This is a genomic window from Uniformispora flossi (genome assembly GCF_049534875.1).
GTDB lineage: Bacteria > Actinomycetota > Actinomycetes > Streptomycetales > Streptomycetaceae > Yinghuangia > Yinghuangia aomiensis.
The window spans coordinates 119,501-139,561 of sequence record NZ_JBMULZ010000012.1 but is presented as its reverse complement, the minus strand read 5'-3'; the positions used below and the strand labels follow the sequence as shown (position 1 = coordinate 139,561).

The window sequence follows — 20,061 nt, the reverse complement described above, 5'->3', positions numbered from 1 at the left end:
GCGCGGGGGCCGGGCCGGATGCGTGGTGCGGCCGAGAGCGCCGCGTGCGGCGGACTACTCGAACGTCGCCTTCAAGGCCTCCGCCAGGCCCGGGACCAGTTCCGAACCCGACAGCACCTCGCTGTCCGCGTCCTTCTCCCGCAGCCGCAGCACCGACTCGCGGGTGCCGTCGCGCAGCACGCCCACGGCGATCCGCACCTCCTGGCGGTCCGGGCGCGCGGCCACCCACGCGGCGATCTCCTCGTCCGAGCCCGCCGACGGCATCTCCGCCTCGGCCGCGGGCGGCAGCATCAGCCGCTCCAGCACGATCGCGCAGCCCGCGACCGCGTCCGGCCAGGCGATGCCCGCCAGGAACTCGTCCACCGGGGTCTCGGCGGGGATCTCGTCCTGCTCGATCGGGGTCAGCGTGGTTGCCGCGCCGTCCTCGACGGCCAAGCCGAGGTCCTTGGCGAGCTGCGGCTCGGACCGGACCAGCGCGGCCGTGTCGACGAGCGCGTAGAGACGGGCGGGCTGGTCCCACCCGAAGGCCGAAACGTGCCGCTCGATCTCGACGACGGCCTGGGTCAGTGCAACGGTCATGCGCACCATCATCCCGTGCCGCCGGGCCCGACCGGGGCAGCAGCCCCGCAGCCGCACCCGCGGGCACCCGAGGTGACCCGCCGTGCGCGTGTCACCCACCCGGCGCAAGGGCCGCAACCGTCCCGTCAGCCGGACAGTTCGGCCGTGTCGGTGGGGAACCATGTCAAGGCTCGGTAAGTTGACACGTCGAGCGCCGACCGGGCGCAACCAGGTAATGATCGAGGTGCGCACCCTTGGTTTTTCAGATGCCCGAACGTGGCGACCCAAGAGGTCGCCGTATCAGACTGGGAGCCCCGTCCCGCCGTCTCCGCACCCTGCTGCTGACGCTCGCCATCCTCGTGGTGCTCGGCGTCGCCTGGGTGCTGTTCGCCAATTTCTGGACCGACTGGCTGTGGTTCAAGTCGGTCGGATATGGCGACGTATGGCAGCGCAAGCTGTGGACCCGCCTCGGTCTGTTCCTGGTCTTCGGCCTGCTCATGGCCGCTTCCGTGGCCCTCAACGTGTATTTCGCGTACCGGCTGCGACCCGCCTTCCGCGGCATGTCCGCGGAGCAGCAGAGTCTCGACCGCTACCGATCCGCGATCGCCCCGTTCCGCGCCTGGATCCTGGCCGGCCTGTCGATCGTCGTCGGCGTCATCGCCGGCACCTCGGCGGCCGGGCACTGGGGCACGTGGCTGCAGTTCGTCAACGGCGTCAAGTTCGGCGTCAAGGACCCGCAGTTCCACAAGGACGTGTCGTTCTTCGCGTTCGACCTGCCGTTCTACCGGTTCGTCCTGGACTTCGCGTTCATCGCGGTGGTCGTCGGCCTTGTCCTCGCCGTCCTGACCCACTACCTGTACGGCGGGCTCCGCATCCAGAGCCCCGGCGCCCGCGCGACCCCGGCCGCGCAGGCCCACCTTTCGCTGCTGCTCGGCCTCTTCGTGCTGCTCAAGGCCATTGCCTACTGGCTGGACCGCTACGCGCTCGCCGTGCACTCGGGCGACTTCAAGGAAGCCTCGCAGTTCACCGGTCTGCGTTATACCGACGCCAACGCGGTGCTGCCCGCGAAGACGATCCTGTTCATCGTCGCGCTGATCTGCGCGGTGCTGTTCTTCGTCAACGTGTTCCGCCGCACCTGGTCGCTGCCGGTCATCGGCTTCGGCCTCATGGTGCTGTCCGCGCTGCTGATCGGCGGGCTCTACCCGTTCATCGTCGAGCGCTTCCAGGTCAAGCCGAACCAGCAGGCCAAGGAAGCCAAGTACATCGAGTACAACATCAAGGCGACGCGGGACGCCTACGGCATCGCCGACGTGCAGGCCGAGGGCTACCAGGGCGCGACCGACCTCAAGCCCGGCCTGAAGGACGAGGCGGCCTCCGCGGCCAGCATCCGCCTGCTCGACCCGAACATCGTCGGGCCGACCTTCCAGCAGCTCCAGCAGCTGCGGCAGTACTACCAGTTCAACTCGACGCTGGACGTCGACCGGTACCAGGTCGGCAACCAGACCAAGGACACGGTCATCGCCCTGCGCGAGCTGAACCCGGACGGCGGCCAGACCCGCAACTGGGTCAACGACCACACCAAGTACACCCACGGCTACGGCGTCGTGGCCGCCGAGGGCACCCAGATCGGCCCCGAAGGCAAGCCCTTGTTCATGGACAAGGACATCACGCCCAACGGCTCCGGGGTCATCGGCAACTACGAGCCGCGCATCTACTTCGGCGAGAAGACGACCGAGTACTCGATCGTGGGCGCCTCCCAGGGCACCGCGCCGACCGAGATCGACTTCCCGACGGCGAACGACGCGGCCGGGCAGCAGACGTACACGTACACCGGCGCCGGCGGCGTGCCGATCGGGTCGACGTTCAACAAGCTGCTGTACGCGACCAAGTTCGGCGAAGGCAACATCCTGCTGTCGGACTCGATCAACTCGAAGTCGAAGATCCTCTACAACCGCACGCCGAAGGAGCGGGTCGAGGCCGTCGCGCCGTGGCTCACCATCGACGGCGACGCGTACCCGGCGGTCGTCGACGGGCGCATCCAGTGGATAGTCGACGCGTACACCACGACGAACGGCTACCCGTACTCGACGCGCACCACCCTGGGCGAGGCCACCAGCGACGCGCTGGTGCGCCAGAACCAGGGCCGCAGCACGCTCGGCAACACCGGCCAGGTCAACTACATCCGCAACTCGGTGAAGGCCACCGTCGACGCGTACAGCGGCAAGGTGACCCTCTACCAGTGGGACGAGCAGGACCCCGTCCTCAAGACGTGGATGAAGGCGTTCCCGGGCACGGTCGAGAAGAAGTCGAAGATCTCGCCCGGACTCATGGAGCACCTGCGCTACCCGCAGGACCTCTTCAAGGTGCAGCGCGACCTGCTGACCCGGTATCACGTCACCGACCCGAAGACGTTCTTCAACGGCTCGGACTTCTGGAAGGTGCCGAAGGACCCGAGCGGCGGACGCCAGGCGAGCGGTGACCAGCCGCCGTACTACCTGTCCATGGAGATGCCCCCGGCACAGGGCCAGCCCGAAGAGAACGGGCAGGCTTTCCGGCTGGTGACCAGCTTCGTGCCCAAGGAACGCCAGAACATGGCGTCGTTCATGGCGGTGAACGCCCAACCGGGACCCGATTACGGCAAGTTCAGACTCTTGACCTTGCCGTCGACGACCGCGATCAACGGCCCCGAGCTGATGCAGAACGCGTTCACCTCGGAACCCGCGGTGGGCCAGGTGCTGAACATCCTTCAGCAGGGCGGCTCTCAGGTGGTCTACGGCAACCTGCTGAGCCTCCCGGTGGGGGGCGGCATCCTCTACGTCGAACCGGTGTACGTGCGCGCCAACGCGACGAACTCGTACCCGCTGATGAAGAAGGTGCTGGCCAGCTACGGCAACAAGATCGCCTTCGAGGACACCCTCGACCAGGCGCTCACCAAGGTCTTCGACGTGAATACGCCACCGGCCTCCGGCGGCACGACACCCGGCACGACGCCGGGACAGACCACGCCGCCGGCCACGCCGGGCACCACGACACCGCCGGCCACCGGCCAGCCGACGAACCCGACGGTCAAGCAGGCGCTCGACGACGCGACCAAGGCGCTCGCGGTCGCCAACGAAGCCCTGAAGGCGGGCGACTTCGCCAAGTACGGCGAGGCGCAGAAGCGGCTGACCGACGCGATCAACAAGGCGGTCGCGGCGGAACAGGCGGCGGGCACCGGCGGCGGAGGCGGCACCACGCCGGCTCCGGGCCAGAGCCAGCAGCCCGCGCTGCCGCCGGCCACGGGAGGCGCGACGCCGAAGCCGTGACCCCGGGCTGACCGGTCGAAAGGCCCTGCGAAGGCCCCGTTGCTTCCCTGCGGAAGCGGCGGGGCCTTCGCCGTCGGGCGGCCTCCCCGGGGCCCGGGGGAATGGATTTGGTGTTCCCGGAGGTCATCGCGTATGGTTAAGACACAACGACGCGGGGTGGAGCAGCTCGGTAGCTCGCTGGGCTCATAACCCAGAGGTCGCAGGTTCAAATCCTGTCCCCGCTACTGTACGAAAGACCCGGTTCTACGGAACCGGGTCTTTCGCTTTTTTCGGGGGCTTCCGGGCTTCGCCGGTTTCCCGGATTCCCGCGTCCGTGCCGACGGTGAAACGGCGGGCATGCAAATGCCACGCCGACCGGTCCCGGTGGGGCGGTCGGCGTTGCGGGGAAATCAGAGTCGGAGTTGCCGCCTGAGGCGGGCCGCGCCGTTCCTGGGGAAGCCCGGAGGCGTCAGAGCGAAATGCGGCGGCGCAGGCCGCGCAGCGGCGCGGTCAGGACGGCGCGGGACAGGCGGTGGCCGGCCCGCGACGGGCGCGGCGTTATGTCCTGGATGAGCGTGGCCGACTCGCGTGCGGCCACTGCGGCAACCGTGCCCGGATCGGGAGCCGCGGCCGGTGCCGGGGCATGCCCGAAGAGGGCGAGGTGCCGTTCGAGTCGGTCACCGCTGCCGCCGCGCAGGGTGTCGACCGCGGGGATCGGAACCCGCCGCGGCCTGCTCGAATGGTCCATTCCTGATATGACCACGACGCAGACCGTACCCCATCCGGGGCGTGCTGTGACCGCGAGTTCGGCCATGTCGCGGGCTGTTTCGGCGGGCTTTCCGCCGGCTTTGCGGACGGCCCGGAAGGTCGATTTCTCGCCGTCGCCAACCGGATCGACTTACCTCCCGCAGCAGAACGGGCCAATCGGGCGAATCGTGCGGTCATATATCGATTCGACGACGTGCCGGGAACGGGTGACCGGGGTGGCGGCGCCCGCATTTCGGGAATCCGCGGCCGGGGAATGTGACGAACGTCATGTCCCGTGTGCCGCGCATTCCGGACCCCTGTTGATCTCGCGCCGAACGGACTACCGTGCCGCGCCACGGAACGGCGGGAACGGGAGCGCGCGATGGCGGACGGCAAACTGGGTGTGGTCATAGTCGGGACCGGTTTCGGGTGCCTCACGCACCTGCCCGCGTTCCGTGACGCCGGGTTCGAGGTGAGGGCCCTCGTCGGCCGCGACCCGGAGAAGACCGCGGCCCGCGCGGAACGGTTCGGGGTGCCGCACGCGGTGACCTCCCTCGCCGACGCGCTCGCGCTGGACGGTGTCGACGCGGTCAGCATCGCCACACCGCCCCACACGCACGCGGACCTCGTGGTCGAGGCCGTCGAGGCCGGCAAGCACGTGGTGTGCGAGAAGCCGTTCGCGGCCGACCTCGGCGAGGCCCGGCGGATGCTCGCGGCCGCCGAGAAGGCCGGCGTGGTGCACCTGCTCGGCACCGAGTTCCGCTGGTCGGCGTCGCAGGCGCTGCTCGCCCGGCTGGTCGCCGAAGGCGCCGTCGGCACGCCCCGGTTGGCGACCTGGCTGCTGCACATCCCGGTGCTCGCCGGACCCGCCGCCGAAGTTCCGGAGTGGTGGGGCCGTGCCGAGGACGGCGGCGGCTGGCTCGGCGCGCACGCGACCCACTGGATCGACCAGATCCGGTACACGCTCGGCGAGTTCGAGGGCGTGAGCGCGGGCCTGCCGATCGTGTCGGACCGGCCCGGCCAGACCGCCGAGGACACCTTCAACATCCGCTTCCGCACGGTCACCGGCGTGGAGGGCTCGCTGCAGAGCTCGTCGGGCGTGTACGGGCCGCCGCTCATGACCACGCGCGTCGCGGGCACCCACGGCACCGCCTGGGTCGAGTTCGACGACGTGTACGTCGGCGACGCGGAAGGCGACCGCAAGATCGCCGTCCCGGACGACCTGGCGAACCCGGCGCCCGAGCCGCCGCCCGGCGACCTGCTGCACACCGCGTACGACCTGCTCCACTGCATGGGCATCGACCGGGCGCCCTACGCGCGCCTGGCCGGCACGTTCCGCGACCTGATCCTCGGCCGCGAGGTGCCCGCCGACCCGCCGTACGCCACGTTCGCGGACGGCGTCGCCGGGCAGGCCGTGCTGGACGCCGTGCGCAAGTCCGCCGCGGACGGTGCCTGGGTGCCGGTCGCGCAGGCCTGACGGCGGGCCCGACGACGGGCCTGCCGCAATCGATTTGGACTATCGGGCCCGCTGCCGTACTGTTGTGTTCACCGACGCGGGGTGGAGCAGCTCGGTAGCTCGCTGGGCTCATAACCCAGAGGTCGCAGGTTCAAATCCTGTCCCCGCTACCACGTACGAGGTCCGGTCGCCGAACAGGCGGCCGGGCCTTCGTCGTTACTGTCACTCGATTGACATCTTTCTATCGAGAAATCGACCCTGACGCGTGCGTCCGATGATGCGACGATGGACGCATGGGGGCAGAGCGGGGTCAAGGGGAGCGGAGCGCGCACGCGCGGCCGCCACTCGACGCTGCCCGAAATCGGGGCCCCGCAACTCCCGGCATGGTCGCGGGAGATGACGACGGGTGGGGCGAAGACCCGGACACCGTCGTCCTGGACCGCGGCCGCGCCGACGCATTCGCCCGTGGCCGGGCAAAACGCCCCGACGACTACGCGGTGTTGGTGCCGTTCCGGCCGCGCCGCCGCGGCTCGGGCGACGATCTCGCGGGCGGCGAAGACCCGGGCCTGGAACCGGGCGAGGACCTCGACCGCCGCGAACTCGCCGAACTGGAACGCCGCTACCGCGAACGCGCGGGCCGCGATGCGACCGCGGCCAGCCGGCTCGGCCTCCTGCTGCTGCGCCGCGGCGACACGGAAGCCGAGACGTGGCTGCGCCGTGCGGCGGAATCCGGCCACCGGGGTGCCGCGACGAACCTCGGCGTGCTCATGCACCGCGAGGACCGGGTCGACGAGGCACGCCGCTGGTGGCTGCGCGCCGCCGAGGCGGGCAGCCGGATCGCCGCGTTCTCGCTCGGGGCGCTGCTGTTGGACGGCGCGCCGGAGGATGCGGGACCGCACGAGTCGGAGGACGTCGGCCAGGCGCTGTACTGGCTGCGCAATGCCGCCGAAGCGGGGCACGTCCGGGCCGCGTTGGTGCTGGGCGAGTTCCACGAGCAGCGGGGGCAGGCCGGGGCCGAGCGCTGGTACCGGCGCGCGGCGGAGGCCGGGCATCCCGAGGCTGCGTACCGGCTCGGCCGCACCGGGCAGGAGCGCGGCGACGAACGCGCCGCGGCGGCCTGGTTCTTGCGGGCCGCGTCGTGCGGGCACATCCGCGCCGCGGTGCGGCTGGCGCAATTGCTGCAGCGGGCGGGCGATCTGCCGGAGGCGGAGAGCTGGTTCCGGCTGGCCGCGGAGGAAGGCGATGCGGTGGCCGCGCGGGCGCTCGGGTTCCTGCGCCAGGACGGCGGCGACGTGGACGGTGCGGCGCACTGGTGGCGGCGTGCCGCGGAGGACGGCGACGGGACCGCGGCGAACGCGCTCGGTGCGCTGCTGGCCGCCGAAGGGCGGGCTGCCGAGGCGGCGCACTGGTACGAACGCGCCGCGGCGACGGGCGAGTCCAACGGGGCCTTCAACCTGGGCCTGCTGCACGCCTCGCGCGAGGACGATGCGGAAGCCGAGCGCTGGTACCGGATGGCCGCGTACGCGGGGCACGCCGAGGCGGCGAACGCGCTCGCCGGGCTGCTGCTGGCCCGCGACGACGAAGAAGAGGCCGAGGTGTGGTTCGCGCGCGCCAGCGAAGCGGGCAGCATCGACGGCGCGTACAACCTGGGCATCCTCTACGCGCGTCGGCCGACCGCGGAGGGGGCCGCGGCGGCGGAGCGGTGCTGGGCGCGGGCGTGCGAATCCGGCCATCCGGACGCGGCCTTGCAGTTCGGCATGATCCTGGAGCGGCGCGGCGCGATGGAGGGCGCGGTGCGGGCGTACCGGGTGGCGGCGGCCGGGCGCACGGTGGGTGCGGTGCGGCTCGCGGCGTTGCTGGCGCAGCTCGGCGACGCGGCGGGTGCCGAGGACTGGTACGCGGCGGCGGCCGATGCGGGGCACGTCCCGGCGATGCTGCGCTGCGGTGTGCTGCTCGCCCGGCGCGGTGCCGAAGGGTCGGCGGCGCGGCGGTTCCGAGCGGCTGCGGAGGCGGGAAGTGTGGCCGGCGCCTGGAACTTGGGCCTGGTGCATCTGCGGCGCGGGGATCCGAAGGGTGCCGAGCCGTGGCTGCGGGCGGCGGCCGAGCAGGGCCACGGGCGGGCGGCGATGCGGTTGGTCGTCCTGGCGCTGAAGCGGAGCGACGTGGCGGCGGCGGAACGCTGGTGCGGTCCGGTGATCGCCTATGGGCCGCCGGAACTCGCGGCGCGTGCGGAGCGGTTGCTCCATGCGCTGCGCGCCGAGATGGCGTCCTGATCCGGGTGTCCGGCGTCGACGCGACGCGGCACCGGCCTGTGCAGGCCGGTGCCGCGGCGGTGCGGGGTGCGGGTCAGCCGTTGTGGCCGACGGCTTCCGCGTAGAAGGACCGGTCCACGAGTTTGTCCTCGGGCAGCGCCGGGGCTTCGACGACCTTGCCGGCGACGAACTGCTCCTGGGCCTTGTCGACGGTGCCCTTGCGGATCTCCCAGTCGGTCACCAGGGACGGCACGGCCGAGAGGAGTTCGGGCTTGCTGCCGAGCGTGGTGGCGAGTTCCTGGACGAACGCCGGGTCGGACTTGTAGTCGCCGGCGAAGTAGGTGTTGATCGTGCGGATCAGCGCCCGCGCGAACGCGACGCCGGCGTCGCGGTTCTTCTCCAGCAGGTTCGGGCCGTAGAGGAAGCCGCCGATCGGCTCGCCGGCGGGCTGGCCGCCGAGGAACGCGTAGCCGGGCTTGTTGTCGAAGTTCTTCCAGACCGGGTCGAGCAGCCAGGCCGCGTCGACGCCGCCGTTCTCCAGCGCCTGCGCGACGCCCTGCGCGTCGAGCTGCTTGAAGTCGACGTCGGTGGGCTTGGCGTTGTGCTTGTCCAGCACCGACGCGATCGGGTACATGATGATCGACGTCTTGCCGACCAGCGAGCCGAAGGACTTGCCCTTGAGGTCGACCTGGTCGGCGGTCTGGCCGTCCTTGAGGCGGGCCCACACGCCGGACTTCGACTTGGGGTCGGACGAGTAGTTGCCGAGGACCCACTTGACGTCGAAGTTCTGCTTCGCGGCGTTGACGAAGCCGGCCTCGGGCGCCGAGTAGAGGGCGTCGATCTGGCCCTTGGCGAGCGAGGTGATGGCGTCGGTCGACGGCATCTGCTTGATCTCGACGTCGAGGTTTTCCTTGTCGAACTCGCCCTTGGCCTTGGCCATGCGCAGCGGGCCGAGGTATTCGGCGGAGAGCGTGCCCGCGGTGACGACGATCTTGGTCTTGGCGGCGAGCGGCTTGGGCGCGGGGGTGTTGGGCGCGCAGCGGGCCGGGGCGCGGGTGGGGGACAGGTCGGCCGGGTCGGTCCAGCCCTTCTCGCATCCGGCGACGGCGGCGACGGGTGCGGTGGGGGACGGGGCGGACTTGGCGTTGTCGGTCTTGTTCCCGTCGTCCGACGAGACGCACGCGGTGAGCAGTGCGGTGCACGCGAGCAAGACCGTGGCCACGGTGGTGTGGCGACGTGCCATGAGGGTTTCCTCCGGGGGACATGAGGTGTGGAGCAGACCGCCGCCGGGGCTGCGGTGGTCCGGCCGTGCGTGCGGCTCAGCTGCCGCCGGCGCCGCGGCGGTCGGGTGCCCACGGGGTGAGCAGCCGGCCGATGAAGCGGACGAGTTCGGAGAAGGCGACGCCGACGATGGCGACGACGATGATGCCGACGTACATCGCGCGGTTGTCGAAGAGTTCCTTGGCGTTGAAGATCAGGTAGCCGAGGCCGTCGCGGTTCGGCGAGGCGATGCCCTCGGACGCGACGATGACGAGTACGGCCATGCCGGACGCGAGGCGCAGACCGACGACCACCTGGGGCAGCGAGGCCGGGATGAGGATGTGCCGGTACATCTGCCACCGCCCGGCGCCGAAGACCGTCGCGGCTTCGCGGTAGCCCTCGGGGACGGTGAGGACCGACGCCATCGTCTGGATCCACACGACGAAGAACACCGTGACGGCGATCAGGACGATGTGCGGGGTCTCGCCGAGGCCGAAGATGATGAGGAAGACCGGCAGCAGGGCGAGCTTGGGGACGACGTACAGGGCGTCCAGCATCGGTTCGAGGGCGGCGCGGACCAGCGGCATCGAGCCGGTGAGCAGGCCGACGGCGTAGCCCGCGAACGCGCCGAGGGTGAAGCCGAGCAGGGCGCGGCGCACGGTGGCCCAGATGTCCGGCCACAGCTTGCCGTCCACGAGCCGGTCCCAGCCGTCCTGGAAGATCGTCTGCGGTGCCGGATAGAGCCGCGAGTCGATCCAGTTCTGCTGGACGGCGAGCTGCCACCACAGGATCAGCAGCAGCGGCACGGCGATGCCGAGGCCGACCTCCAGCACCCGGCGGCGGACGCGGGTCTTGCCCGGGTCGAGTTCGGCGGGGCCGGGCGCACGGACGAGGAGCAGGCCGGGCTTGGCGGCGGCGGACGCCGTGGGCCGGGCGGCCTTGTCGGTCCCGCCGGACCGGGGGGCCGAGGGCGCTGTACTGCCGGGGGCATCGGCGGACTTCGCCCCCGGTTCGGTGCCGGCGGCGGTGTCGTGCTGCGCGGTGTTCTCGGTCATGACGTGGCTCCGGCGGTGGCGGTCTCGACCTCGCCGCGCAACAGGGCCCACAACTCGGCCTGCATCTCGGCGAATTCCGGGGAGGTGCGGACGGCACCGGTCCGCGGACGGGCGAACGGCGGGACGCGTTCGGCGATGATGCGTCCGGGCCGCGACGACATCACCAGGACGCGGTCGCCGAGCAGCAGGGCCTCTTCCAGGCTGTGTGTGACGAACAGGACGGTGCGCTGGTCGGCTTGGCAGACCTCCAGCAGCTCGTCCTGGAGGATCGTCCGGAGCTGGGCGTCGAGGGCGGCGAACGGCTCGTCCATGAGCAGGATCTCCGGCTCCACGGCGAGTGCCCGCGCGATCGACACGCGCTGCTGCATGCCGCCGGACAGGGCGGCGGGGTACTGGTCGGCGAACTGGGCGAGGCCGAGGCGGCCGAGCCAGTCGCGGGCGCGTGCGTCGGCTTCCTTGCGCGGCACGTGCTGGATGTCCAGGCCGAAGCGGACGTTGGCGAGGACGGTCTTCCACGGACTGATGCCGTAGTTCTGGAACACCATGGCGGCAGGATGCGGCGAGTTCGCGGCGATCTCGACGCGGCCCGCGGTCGGCCGGACGAGGCCGGCGACGATGCGCAGGAACGTCGACTTGCCGCAGCCGGACGGGCCGACGATGCAGCAGAACTCGCCGGTACGGATGTCCAGGTCCAGCGGGCCGAGGGCGTCGACGCGTTTGGCCCCGCGGCCGAAGTGGCGTTCCACGTCGGCCGCGTGGATCTTCACATCCGGTGCGCCGGCACCGCCGGTCACCGGATCCGGTGGCGTTGCGGTCACGTTCATCCACTCCCGGGAGCAATCGGAGGGTTGGTGCGAGGTGTTCGCCTCTCGGGGGTTTTCGGTATCCGAAAAGTGATCACCGTCGTGCCGCGTGACGATATGACGGGTCGTCAGGTGAGACAAGAGAAATCGACCGTTGGGTCGACAAAGGCACAATGTGGGATGCGGATGCGGGAGAGCCGAGCCGCGTACGGCAGGCTGGACGGCGAGGCGGGGGCCGGGAGATTGCGAACGGCGGTAGGCACGGCGCGCGGATGCGGCGAGGGGGAACCGCTCTCCCGACGCCGCAGCACGGCGGTGACCTGGGGCGGCGTCACGCGGATGAGCCCCCGACCGCGGTGGTATGACCGCCGGGCGGCCGTGGTGGTCCGGGCGGGGCGGGCACGAAGTGGCGAGCGGCGGCACGACGGCCGCCGGACGGGAGGGGCGGGATGCGGGCCGAGGGAGACGGCGAACAGCGCGGAACGGACAGCGCGCGGGCGGAGAGGTCCTCGGGCATCCCGGCGAGCCGTCGGGGGCGGAGCAAGGACGCAGCCGCGAAATCGGCCGTGGATGCGAGAGCCGAGGGCGGCAGCCGGGCCGAGGGTTCGGACGGTGGCGCCGCAGCCGCAGCCGCAGCCGCAGTCGGTGCGTCGGGCTCGGGCGGCGCCGCGGACTCGGCCGGTCGCGATCCCGGCGCTCCGGCGGTGCGCTCCGCGGCGCGCGGTTCTGTGGGCATCCGTTCCGCGGAAGCTGTCGTCGACGCCACGATCGCCGAGAGCCCTTCGCGTGGCGCGGCCGCGTCCCTCGCCGCCGAAGCGGCCGCCGGATTTCCCGCGGCGCGCGCGGATGTTCTGCTCGCGTTGCTCCGCGAAGCCGCTGCCGGCGAGCATGTGCCCGACCTCGACGCCGCTGCCGCCGCCCTCGCCGAACTCCCGCCCCGCACCTTGGTCGCGCTCGACGCCGCCGCCCGGCAACCGGGCGCGGCACGGGAGTTTGCCGGTGGAGTGAAGAGCCGCCGCGGGCTGCTCAGGCAGGGGCATTCTGCCCTGCTTGCGCTGCTCGCGACGGACGAGAACGGCGGCATCCGCGAGGAAGCCGTCGTGCGGTTGGCCGCCCAACCCGGCCGACTTGCCGCCGCGATGCTGGCGCTGCGCAGCGACGACTGGGCCGAGCCGGTGCGGCGCCGAGCCCGCGTGGGGCTGATGTGGCGGCTGGACCCCGACGAAGCCGCCGCCGTCGTGCCGATCCTCGACCTGCGGCGCGGCAGGTCACGCGCCGAGGGCATCTCCGACGTGTATCGGGACGCATATCGCGCCGCACATCTGCCCGCACGGCGTCACGGGCACGCCCGCGACCTGGCCGCGTCGCCGACTCCGCCGCTGCGCCGGTTCGGCCACGAACTCGCCCGGGGGCTGGGGATATCCGACGACAAGGAGCTGCTGCGGATCGCCCTGCGCGACCGAGACCACGCGTGCCGGTCGGCGGCGGGGCACGAGCTGCTGCGTCGGTTGCGGGGGCGGCATCGCGACCGGGCTGCGTTGGCGTTGCTGCGGGTGGACGACGCGGGCGTGCGTGAGCGCGCGGTCGAGGCGTTGCCGCCGATGAGCGACCCGCGCCCGTTGGCTTCCGCCCTCGCCGACCGTTCGCCCGCGGTCCGCGCCGCCGCGCGCGGCCGGCTGGTCGCGGGCGGAACCGACCCCGCGAGCGCCTATCGCGCGCTGCTCGACAAGCCGCCGGGCCGCGGCTTGGTGCCCGGGCTGTTGATCGGGCTCGGCGAATGCGGCCGGGAGCACGATCTGGCGGAACTGCATGCGCACTTGGATGCCGACGAGCCCGCGTACCGCCGCGCGGCCCGGGCGGGCGCGGTGGCGTTGACGAGGACGTGGCTGCCCGAAGAGCAAGGAGAACGGTGAGCGACGGGGTGGCGGAGGAAGCGGGGCGGGTGGAGCGGTAGCGCTGTGCCCCGGTGCTCCGATGGCCCGGCCTGCCGCAGGCACGAGCGGCCGGTTGCCCCGACGTGGCGCGAGCCGGAACGGCGCCTGGCCGACTCCGGGCCGCCCGGCCTGCCGCAGGCGCGCGAAGCCCGCGCCCGACCGGCCCGCCTGGCGCCGATCCGGCGGCACCCGCTCGGCGTCGGCCGCTATCCCAGCTCGCTCAGCCCCGGCAGTCCGGGCACAGCCCCCGGTAGGTGATCTCCACCCCGGTCACCGCGAAGCCGAACGCCGCGTCGTCCGGGAGCAGGCCGCTGTCCGGCGGGGCCGGCACGTCGCGGATGGTTCGGCAGCCGGTGCACACCAGGTGGTGGTGCGGCCGGTGCGCGTTCGGGTCGTAGCGCTTCGCGCGCCCGTCGGTGGCGACCTCGAGGACCTCGCCGAGGGCGACCAGCTCGCCCAGCGTGTTGTACACGGTCGCGCGGCTGATCTCGGGCAGCCGCTGCCCCGCGCGCTCGTGCACCTCGTCGGCGGTGAGGTGCACGTGCTCGCCGTTGAGGACCTCGGCCACGACGCGCCGCTGCGCGGTCAGCCGCCACCCGCGTTCGCGGAGGCGTTCCAGAAGGTCGGTCATGCCGGAAGAGTACACCCCTACCAACTTTGGAATCAGTCCAAATTCAGAACTAGACAAGTTCTAAGTTCGGATCTAGGTTGGAGACCGTCCGCAGGCCGGGACGCCGCGACACCGGCGCCCGGGGTCCGAAGGGGAGTACTCGCATGTCCGACACCACCGCCTCGCGCGCCACCCTCACCACCGAGTCCGGGGCGCCGGTCGCCGACAACCAGAACTCCGCCCAGGCCGGTGTCGGGGGTCCGCTGCTGATCCAGGACCAGTACCTGCTGGAGAAGCTCGCCCGTTTCAACCGGGAGCGGATCCCGGAGCGCGTGGTGCACGCCCGCGGGTCCGGCGCGTACGGCTACTTCGAGGTCACCGCCGACCTCACCCGCTTCACCAAGGCGCATTTCCTCGCCGAGCCGGGCCGCCGCACCGAGGTCTTCGCGCGCTTCTCGACGGTCGCCGGCAACCTCGGCGCCGCCGACGCGGTGCGGGACCCGCGCGGATTCGCGCTGAAGTTCTACACCGAGGAAGGCAACTACGACCTCGTCGGCAACAACACGCCGGTCTTCTTCATCAAGGACCCGCTGAAGTTCCCCGACTTCATCCACACGCAGAAGCGCGACCCGTACACCGGCATCCAGGAAGCCGACAACGTCTGGGACTTCTGGGGCCTGTCGCCCGAGGCGACACACCAGGTGACGTGGCTGTTCGGGGACCGCGGCATCCCGGCGTCGTACCGGCACATGGACGGGTTCGGCTCGCACACCTACCTGTGGACGAACGCCGAGGGCCAGGCGTACTGGGTGAAGTACCACTTCAAGACCGACCAGGGCATCCGCACCCTGACCTCCGCCGAGGCCGCCGAACTCGCGGGCCGCGACCCCGACTCGCACCAGCGCGACCTGCGCGAGGCCATCGACGCCGGGCAGTTCCCGTCGTGGACGCTCAAGGTCCAGCTCATGCCGGTCGCCGACGCGGCGAAGTACCGGTTCAACCCGTTCGACCTGACCAAGGTGTGGCCGCACGCCGACTACCCGCTCGTCGAGGTCGGCCGACTGGTGCTGGATCGGAACCCGGAGAACGTGTTCGCCGAGGTCGAGCAGGCGGCGTTCTCGCCGAACAACTTCGTCCCCGGCATCGGTCCGTCGCCGGACAAGATGCTCCAGGGGCGGCTGTTCGCCTACGCGGACGCGCATCGCTACCGCCTGGGCGTGAACCACACGCAGCTCGCCGTCAACGCCCCGCACGCCACGACCGCGCGCAACCACGGCCGGGACGGCACGATGGCGACGAACACCGGCGGCCGGGCGAAGAACTACGAGCCGAACAGCTTCGGCGGCCCGTACGAGACCGGCGAGCCGCTCTACGCGGCCTCCCCGGTCACCGGCCACACCGGCACGTTCGAGGCCCCGTCGCACGCCGAGGACGACGACTTCGTACAGGCGGGCAACCTGTACCGGCTGATGTCCGAGGACGAGAAGGCCCGGCTGGTCGACAACCTCGCCGGGTTCATCGCCCAGGTCACCCGCGACGATCTCGTCGACCGGGCGGTGGCGAACTTCCGGGCCGCGGACGCGGAGTACGGCGACCGGCTGGAGGCGGCGGTGAAGGCACTGCGCACCGGCTGACGCGGACGCGCGCCCGGAGCGGGCGCGGGCCCGGGCCGCCCGGCGGGGGGATCCGCCGGGCGGCCCGCGGCTATCCCACGAGTTCCGCGGCGGCCTTCAGCCGGGCCGCCCGCTCCTGTTCGCGGAGCGTGCAGCGCACGATGTCGCGGACCGAGATGATGCCGACGACTTCGTGGCGGTCCACCACGATCAGGTGCCGGAAGCTGCCGCGGTCCATCGCCGCGGCAGCTTCCGCGAGCGACCAGCGCGGCGTCGCGAACACGACGTTCGAGGTCAGGTGGTCGCCGGCGATCTCCCGGTCGGGATCCTCCGCGGCGCCCAGCGAGTTGAGGATGTCCCGTTCGGTCAGGATGCCGATCCCGCCGGCGTCGGGATCGATGACGACGGCGGCGCCGATCTGCCGGGCTGCCATGAGCCGGGCGGCGTCGCGCAGGGTGTGGGTCGGGCCGATGGTCAGGACGACCGTGCTCATGCCGTCGCGGACGAGCATGCTGCACCACCTCCGGAAATTGGGGGTCGGGCGTCGCGGAACGGCCACTTGAGAACCAATTCACAAGTTCACAAGCGCTTCCATGCTCATAGTCACACGGGCGTGCGGACATGCGAAAGCTTTGTCGGGATTTACCGAGAATTTCTTGCTTTCCGGCGGCTTCCGCGGAGTTGGTGCCGGAGTCCGTGACGGGGTTCGTTCCCGGATGCGGTGCCGGTGCGGTGCCGGTGTGCTGCCGCTGTGGTGCGGGGTGCGGTCAGCCGCGCTGGTTGAGGTAGCCGAGCAGGTCCTCGTGCAGTCGGCCGTTCGACGCCGCGGCGTTGCCTTCGGCCGGGCTCGCGATCCCGTCCAGCGACGTGAACTTGCCGCCCGCCTCGGTGACGATGACGGACAGCGCGGCCAGGTCCCACAGGTTGACCTCGGGCTCCGCGCACATGTCCACGGCGCCTTCGGCGACCAGCATGTAGGACCAGAAGTCGCCGTACGCGCGGCTCCGCCACACCGCACGGGTCAGGTCCAGCATCCCGTCCAGCGCGCCCCGGTCCTCCCAGCCGCCCAGGCTGGAGTACGCGAACGACGCGTCCTCGACGCGCGCCACTTCGGACACCCGGATCCGGGAGGCCTGCGACAGGCTCCGCCCGGTGAACGCCCCGGCGCCCTTCGACGCCCACCAGCGGCGGCCGAGCGCGGGCGCGGAGACCAGGCCGACGACGACCTCGTCCCCGTCCATCAGCGCGATCAGCGTCGCCCACACGGGGACGCCGCGCACGAAGTTCTTGGTGCCGTCGATCGGGTCGACGACCCAGCGGCGCGGCCCGTGGCCGGTCGACCCGTACTCCTCGCCGAGCACCGCGTCGCGCGGCCGGGCCCGGCCGAGCTGGGCACGGATCAGCTCCTCGGCGGCCTTGTCCGCATCGCTGACCGGCGTCATGTCCGGCTTGGTCTCGATCTTCAGGTCGAGCGCCTTGAAGCGGTCGAGCGTGGTCGCGTCGGCGGCGTCCGCGAGGACGTGGGCGAAGCGCAGGTCGTCGTCGTAGCCGGGCATGGCGCGAACACTAGTCGCTCGGGGCCCGCGGCTGCCACGCGGGAGGCGGGGCCCGGCGGGCCGGCCGGCGGACGCGGTGGCCGGGGGCGCGCGGAGGGGCGCGCGGGGACCGCCGCGGGCTTCTGTCCCCCGGTACGGCGAACGGCCTTTCGCGGTGTCCCGCGGGGCTCGTACGCTTCGGGGGCAGACGTTCACGGCCGCCGGTCGGTGAATCGGTGGAGCCAAGAGAAAGGGCCCGGGGGCCGCGATGGCACGTTTCGGCATGAGCGGCGGACGAGCGCGCGGCGACGAGGCCGTGCCGGGGCCGGACGTGGTGGCACCGCGCCGGAGCCTGGACGGCTGGACCCTGGAGGGCACCGCCCTCGGCGCCCGGTTCACGGGCGAGGAGCTGCGCGAACTCGGCACCCTCATGCACGGGGTCAGCGCGGGGATGGACACCCCGTGGACGTACGAGCGCGCCGCGGACATCCTCGAAGCGGGCGGCGAACGCCCGCAGGCGCTGGCCGTGTTGGACGCCTACTTCGCGCTGCCGAGCCGCATACACGACGCCAACCCGGTCTCGACCAGGGCTTTGGCCCGGCGGCGGCAGCGGCTGCGCAAGCGGCTCGGGCTGCGGGTGCCGGACGCGGTGGACCTGGCGGTGGACACAGGGGTGGACACGGCGGACGACGACGCCGAGGTGCCGGCGAGCCGCGCGGGCGAGGCGGGGGCGACTTCGGGCCCGGGCAACGGCACCGCGACGCGCGCCGTAGGAGGGCAGGGCGCGGCATCCGGAGGGTCGTCGAACGGCGCTGCGGCTACCGGTGCATCCGCCGGGTCCCCGCCGCGGCCCGCGGGCCCGAGTGCCGCCCGCCGCGGTTTGGCCGCGGCCAAGCGCAAGAGCAAAGCAGTAGGCCGTGTGATCGCCGCGAAGGCGGCAGCGGCCGCGCCGAGCGCGGGACCGACGAGCGCCTCGGACGACGACGCGCGGCCGAAACTGCCGGCTGCGCCCGCGGTAATCCCGCCCCGCCCGGAATCCCCGCCGCCCCCGATCGACGGCGCCGCCCCGATCCCGCGCAAGCCGGAGGGGGCCGTGACGGGCATCCCGCTCCCGCCCAAGCCCGAGACCCCGCCCCCGGCGGACGACCCGGCAGAGCCCGACCCGGCCGACAAGCCGTAGCCGAGCACCGGAGGACGAAGGGCGCACGGTGGGATGCCGGGGCGCCGTGACCGCGGTGGCCCCGGGTGCTCCGGCTCGGGGCTTCTGTCTTGCACAGGCGGCGGATGCCCCCACCGGGGACGGAGGCCGCCTCGCATCGCGGCAGGCGATCTGGTCGGCGGCGCTCCGGCAGCGCAGCCGTGGGCACGTCGCCCGGCGGCAGCCGCATGTTCCTTGGCCGGCGGCGACCCCTCGGACGGACCGGAGGACGCGCCGGGTGCGGCCGCGACGTCCCGGAGCAGCTCCCGCTCCTCCGATTCCGGTCCGCCGTTTCAGGGTTGGCGGATGATGCGGCCGCCGGCGGAGGTGGTGGCAAGCCCGGCGGGTGTTGCGCCGCATGGGCTCGCGGGGACGCTCGACGTCTCAGTGGACCCTTCGTCGAGCGCGCGGGCAGCCGCCTGCTCCCCGAGGAGCCACCGGCCCCCATGCCCGCCGCCATCGGCTTTCCCGGCCAACCCCCGCCGCTGCCGCAGTTTTTCCGCTCGTCCTGGGCACAGTACGCGGGTGGACCCCGCCCTCTCCCCGCGCCACGATGAGAAGACACCCTCGCGACAGAAACCGGGTGAATCGTCATGGCCGAACACGCCGACAGCGCCATGGTCCGCCGCGGATACGAAGCGTTCTCCGCCGGTGACATGCAGACCCTCGGGGCGATGATGACCGGCGACGTGACCCACCACGTTCCCGGCGACCATCCGCTCTCCGGGCACATGAAGGGCCTCGACAACGTCCTCGACTACTACGGGCGGATGTTCTCCGAGACCGACGGCACGATGCGCGTCACGTTGGAGCACGTGTTCGCGGACGGGCGCGGGCACGCGATCAGCGTCCACCGCTTCACCGCGACCCGGAAGGGCCGCTCGATCGACCAGCGCGGCGGGCTGTTCTTCACGATCGTCGGCGGCAAGATCACCGACATCGACGAATGCTCGCCGGACATAGACGAGGACAACGAGTTCTGGAGCTGACCCCCGGTCGGAACCGGCTGCTCCTGCGGGACACCTTGACGGCCGCCTCGCGGGCGGGTGAAGCTTGACACGAAAGACGTTCGTGTAAAGCCCACTTCGGTTCATCACCCGCTCGTGGGGAGCCGCCGGTGCCGTCCGTTCGCGAAGCACTGCTGCAAGCCGCCCGAGACGCCGCGGTCGCCGGCGCCTGGTCCACTACGCGCATGGCCGACGTGGCCGCCGCCGCGGGCGTCTCCCGGCAGACCCTCTACAACGAGTTCGGCACCAAGGACGCGCTCGCCGAGGCCCTCACCCACCGCGAGGCCGAGCACTTCCTCGCCGGCACCTCCGCGGCGAGCCGCCGCACCCCCGGCGACGCGGGCGACTGCACCCGCGCCGCCACCTTGTGGGCACTCCACGAGGCGCGCCAGAACCTCCTCGTCAAAGCCGCGCTGACCGACGAGGCCGCGGGCCTGCTGCCCACCCTCACCACCCGGTCGGCGGGCCTTGTCGCGCTGTTCCGCGACAACGCCGCCGCCGTCCTGCGGGAGCGCTGGCCCGACCTCGACCCCGGCGAAGTCGCGTGGGTGGCCGAGATGGCCGTCCGTATCACCGTGTCGCACCTTGTCGTGCCGACCGAGGCCGCTGAAGTCACCGCGGACCACATCGCGGTGCTCGTCCGCAGACTCCTCGGCACCTCGGCCATGCCCGCGCCCGACGCGCCGCGGCCCTGACCGCCGAAGCCCCCCGAAGCCCCCGAAGCTCCCTGAGCAACCCCGGAACCCGTA

The 20,061-nt window shown here is 72.1% G+C and carries 16 protein-coding genes and 2 tRNA genes; 10 read left to right on the top strand and 8 right to left on the bottom strand.

Going from position 1 to position 20,061, the window contains the following annotated elements; translation table 11 throughout:
* Window positions 1-54: 54 nt before the first annotated feature.
* The gene (locus ACPA54_RS24970) at window positions 55-579 is read right to left on the bottom strand and encodes a PPA1309 family protein (protein ID WP_345673845.1); all 525 of its coding nucleotides are present in this window, start codon (window positions 577-579) and stop codon (window positions 55-57) included.
* Between the two features lie 245 nt (window positions 580-824).
* Between ACPA54_RS24970 and ACPA54_RS24965 the strand changes: the two genes are divergently transcribed.
* Both ACPA54_RS24965 and ACPA54_RS24960 read left to right on the top strand, forming a co-directional pair.
* On the top strand, window positions 825-3,863 hold the full coding sequence (locus tag ACPA54_RS24965; RefSeq protein ID WP_423533291.1) for a UPF0182 family membrane protein: 3,039 nt from the start codon (window positions 825-827) through the stop codon (window positions 3,861-3,863).
* A 150-nt stretch (window positions 3,864-4,013) separates the two neighbouring features.
* Window positions 4,014-4,087: transfer RNA gene (locus ACPA54_RS24960), tRNA-Met, on the top strand.
* Window positions 4,088-4,311: 224 nt separating this feature from the next.
* Here ACPA54_RS24960 and ACPA54_RS24955 read toward each other — a convergent pair.
* The gene (locus ACPA54_RS24955; RefSeq protein ID WP_345673847.1) at window positions 4,312-4,605 is read right to left on the bottom strand and encodes a hypothetical protein; all 294 of its coding nucleotides are present in this window, start codon (window positions 4,603-4,605) and stop codon (window positions 4,312-4,314) included.
* A 366-nt stretch (window positions 4,606-4,971) separates the two neighbouring features.
* Here ACPA54_RS24955 and ACPA54_RS24950 point away from each other — a divergent pair, with 366 nt between their 5' ends.
* The 3 genes from ACPA54_RS24950 to ACPA54_RS24940 all read left to right on the top strand — a co-directional run bounded on the left by ACPA54_RS24950 (window position 4,972) and on the right by ACPA54_RS24940 (window position 8,318).
* On the top strand, window positions 4,972-6,066 hold the full coding sequence (locus ACPA54_RS24950) for a Gfo/Idh/MocA family protein (RefSeq protein ID WP_423533289.1): 1,095 nt from the start codon (window positions 4,972-4,974) through the stop codon (window positions 6,064-6,066).
* A 75-nt stretch (window positions 6,067-6,141) separates the two neighbouring features.
* Window positions 6,142-6,218 (top strand) — tRNA-Met (locus ACPA54_RS24945).
* A gap of 210 nt (window positions 6,219-6,428) precedes the next feature.
* Window positions 6,429-8,318: a tetratricopeptide repeat protein gene (locus tag ACPA54_RS24940; RefSeq protein WP_423533287.1), complete on the top strand. Its 1,890-nt coding sequence runs from the start codon at window positions 6,429-6,431 to the stop codon at window positions 8,316-8,318.
* Between the two features lie 73 nt (window positions 8,319-8,391).
* On the opposite strand, the gene ACPA54_RS24935 is transcribed toward ACPA54_RS24940, so the two are convergent.
* From ACPA54_RS24935 to ACPA54_RS24925, 3 genes are all read right to left on the bottom strand, one after another.
* Complete coding sequence (locus tag ACPA54_RS24935; protein WP_423533285.1) at window positions 8,392-9,540, bottom strand: ABC transporter substrate-binding protein; 1,149 nt, start codon at window positions 9,538-9,540, stop codon at window positions 8,392-8,394.
* A 76-nt stretch (window positions 9,541-9,616) separates the two neighbouring features.
* Window positions 9,617-10,612 (bottom strand): ABC transporter permease, encoded by a 996-nt coding sequence (locus ACPA54_RS24930; protein ID WP_423533283.1) that lies wholly within the window; start codon window positions 10,610-10,612, stop codon window positions 9,617-9,619.
* On the bottom strand, window positions 10,609-11,430 hold the full coding sequence (locus tag ACPA54_RS24925; protein ID WP_345673852.1) for an ABC transporter ATP-binding protein: 822 nt from the start codon (window positions 11,428-11,430) through the stop codon (window positions 10,609-10,611). The genes ACPA54_RS24930 and ACPA54_RS24925 overlap by 4 nt, the downstream gene beginning before the upstream one ends.
* 713 nt (window positions 11,431-12,143) lie before the next feature.
* Here ACPA54_RS24925 and ACPA54_RS24920 point away from each other — a divergent pair.
* Window positions 12,144-13,328 carry a hypothetical protein gene (locus tag ACPA54_RS24920; protein WP_423533280.1) on the top strand — a complete coding sequence of 395 codons (1,185 nt, stop codon included), beginning with the start codon at window positions 12,144-12,146 and terminating at the stop codon, window positions 13,326-13,328.
* Window positions 13,329-13,569: 241 nt separating this feature from the next.
* Here ACPA54_RS24920 and ACPA54_RS24915 read toward each other — a convergent pair whose 3' ends face one another.
* Window positions 13,570-13,980: a Fur family transcriptional regulator gene (locus ACPA54_RS24915; protein WP_423533278.1), complete on the bottom strand. Its 411-nt coding sequence runs from the start codon at window positions 13,978-13,980 to the stop codon at window positions 13,570-13,572.
* Between the two features lie 143 nt (window positions 13,981-14,123).
* On the opposite strand from ACPA54_RS24915, the gene ACPA54_RS24910 reads away from it, so the two are divergent.
* The gene (locus tag ACPA54_RS24910; protein WP_423533277.1) at window positions 14,124-15,593 is read left to right on the top strand and encodes a catalase; all 1,470 of its coding nucleotides are present in this window, start codon (window positions 14,124-14,126) and stop codon (window positions 15,591-15,593) included.
* A 70-nt stretch (window positions 15,594-15,663) separates the two neighbouring features.
* Here the strand turns inward: ACPA54_RS24910 and ACPA54_RS24905 are convergent, their stop codons facing one another.
* Together ACPA54_RS24905 and hisN are read right to left on the bottom strand one after the other, a co-directional pair.
* Window positions 15,664-16,083 (bottom strand): CBS domain-containing protein, encoded by a 420-nt coding sequence (locus tag ACPA54_RS24905; RefSeq protein ID WP_423533275.1) that lies wholly within the window; start codon window positions 16,081-16,083, stop codon window positions 15,664-15,666.
* A gap of 256 nt (window positions 16,084-16,339) precedes the next feature.
* Complete coding sequence (gene hisN, locus ACPA54_RS24900) at window positions 16,340-17,128, bottom strand: histidinol-phosphatase (RefSeq protein WP_345673857.1); 789 nt, start codon at window positions 17,126-17,128, stop codon at window positions 16,340-16,342.
* Window positions 17,129-17,390: 262 nt separating this feature from the next.
* Here hisN and ACPA54_RS24895 point away from each other — a divergent pair, with 262 nt between their 5' ends.
* The 3 genes from ACPA54_RS24895 to ACPA54_RS24885 all read left to right on the top strand — a co-directional run bounded on the left by ACPA54_RS24895 (window position 17,391) and on the right by ACPA54_RS24885 (window position 20,007).
* Complete coding sequence (locus ACPA54_RS24895; RefSeq protein WP_423533273.1) at window positions 17,391-18,287, top strand: hypothetical protein; 897 nt, start codon at window positions 17,391-17,393, stop codon at window positions 18,285-18,287.
* A gap of 611 nt (window positions 18,288-18,898) precedes the next feature.
* A complete protein-coding gene (locus ACPA54_RS24890; protein ID WP_423533271.1) occupies window positions 18,899-19,294 on the top strand; it encodes a nuclear transport factor 2 family protein in 396 nt (131 codons plus the stop codon).
* Window positions 19,295-19,422: 128 nt separating this feature from the next.
* Window positions 19,423-20,007 (top strand): TetR/AcrR family transcriptional regulator, encoded by a 585-nt coding sequence (locus ACPA54_RS24885; protein WP_423533269.1) that lies wholly within the window; start codon window positions 19,423-19,425, stop codon window positions 20,005-20,007.
* The last annotated feature ends 54 nt before the right edge of the window (window positions 20,008-20,061 follow it).

Bases quoted from the DNA above. Each gene is read 5' to 3' on its own strand.
- ACPA54_RS24970 (WP_345673845.1), bottom strand. From the start codon at position 579: ATGACCGTTGCACTGACCCAGGCCGTCGTCGAGATCGAGCGGCACGTT.
- ACPA54_RS24965 (WP_423533291.1), top strand. From the start codon at position 825: ATGCCCGAACGTGGCGACCCAAGAGGTCGCCGTATCAGACTGGGAGCC.
- ACPA54_RS24950 (WP_423533289.1), top strand. From the start codon at position 4,972: ATGGCGGACGGCAAACTGGGTGTGGTCATAGTCGGGACCGGTTTCGGG.
- ACPA54_RS24940 (WP_423533287.1), top strand. From the start codon at position 6,429: ATGGTCGCGGGAGATGACGACGGGTGGGGCGAAGACCCGGACACCGTC.
- ACPA54_RS24935 (WP_423533285.1), bottom strand. From the start codon at position 9,540: ATGGCACGTCGCCACACCACCGTGGCCACGGTCTTGCTCGCGTGCACC.
- ACPA54_RS24930 (WP_423533283.1), bottom strand. From the start codon at position 10,612: ATGACCGAGAACACCGCGCAGCACGACACCGCCGCCGGCACCGAACCG.
- ACPA54_RS24915 (WP_423533278.1), bottom strand. From the start codon at position 13,980: ATGACCGACCTTCTGGAACGCCTCCGCGAACGCGGGTGGCGGCTGACC.
- ACPA54_RS24910 (WP_423533277.1), top strand. From the start codon at position 14,124: ATGTCCGACACCACCGCCTCGCGCGCCACCCTCACCACCGAGTCCGGG.
- ACPA54_RS24905 (WP_423533275.1), bottom strand. From the start codon at position 16,083: ATGCTCGTCCGCGACGGCATGAGCACGGTCGTCCTGACCATCGGCCCG.
- hisN (WP_345673857.1), bottom strand. From the start codon at position 17,128: ATGCCCGGCTACGACGACGACCTGCGCTTCGCCCACGTCCTCGCGGAC.
- ACPA54_RS24895 (WP_423533273.1), top strand. From the start codon at position 17,391: ATGAGCGGCGGACGAGCGCGCGGCGACGAGGCCGTGCCGGGGCCGGAC.
- ACPA54_RS24890 (WP_423533271.1), top strand. From the start codon at position 18,899: ATGGCCGAACACGCCGACAGCGCCATGGTCCGCCGCGGATACGAAGCG.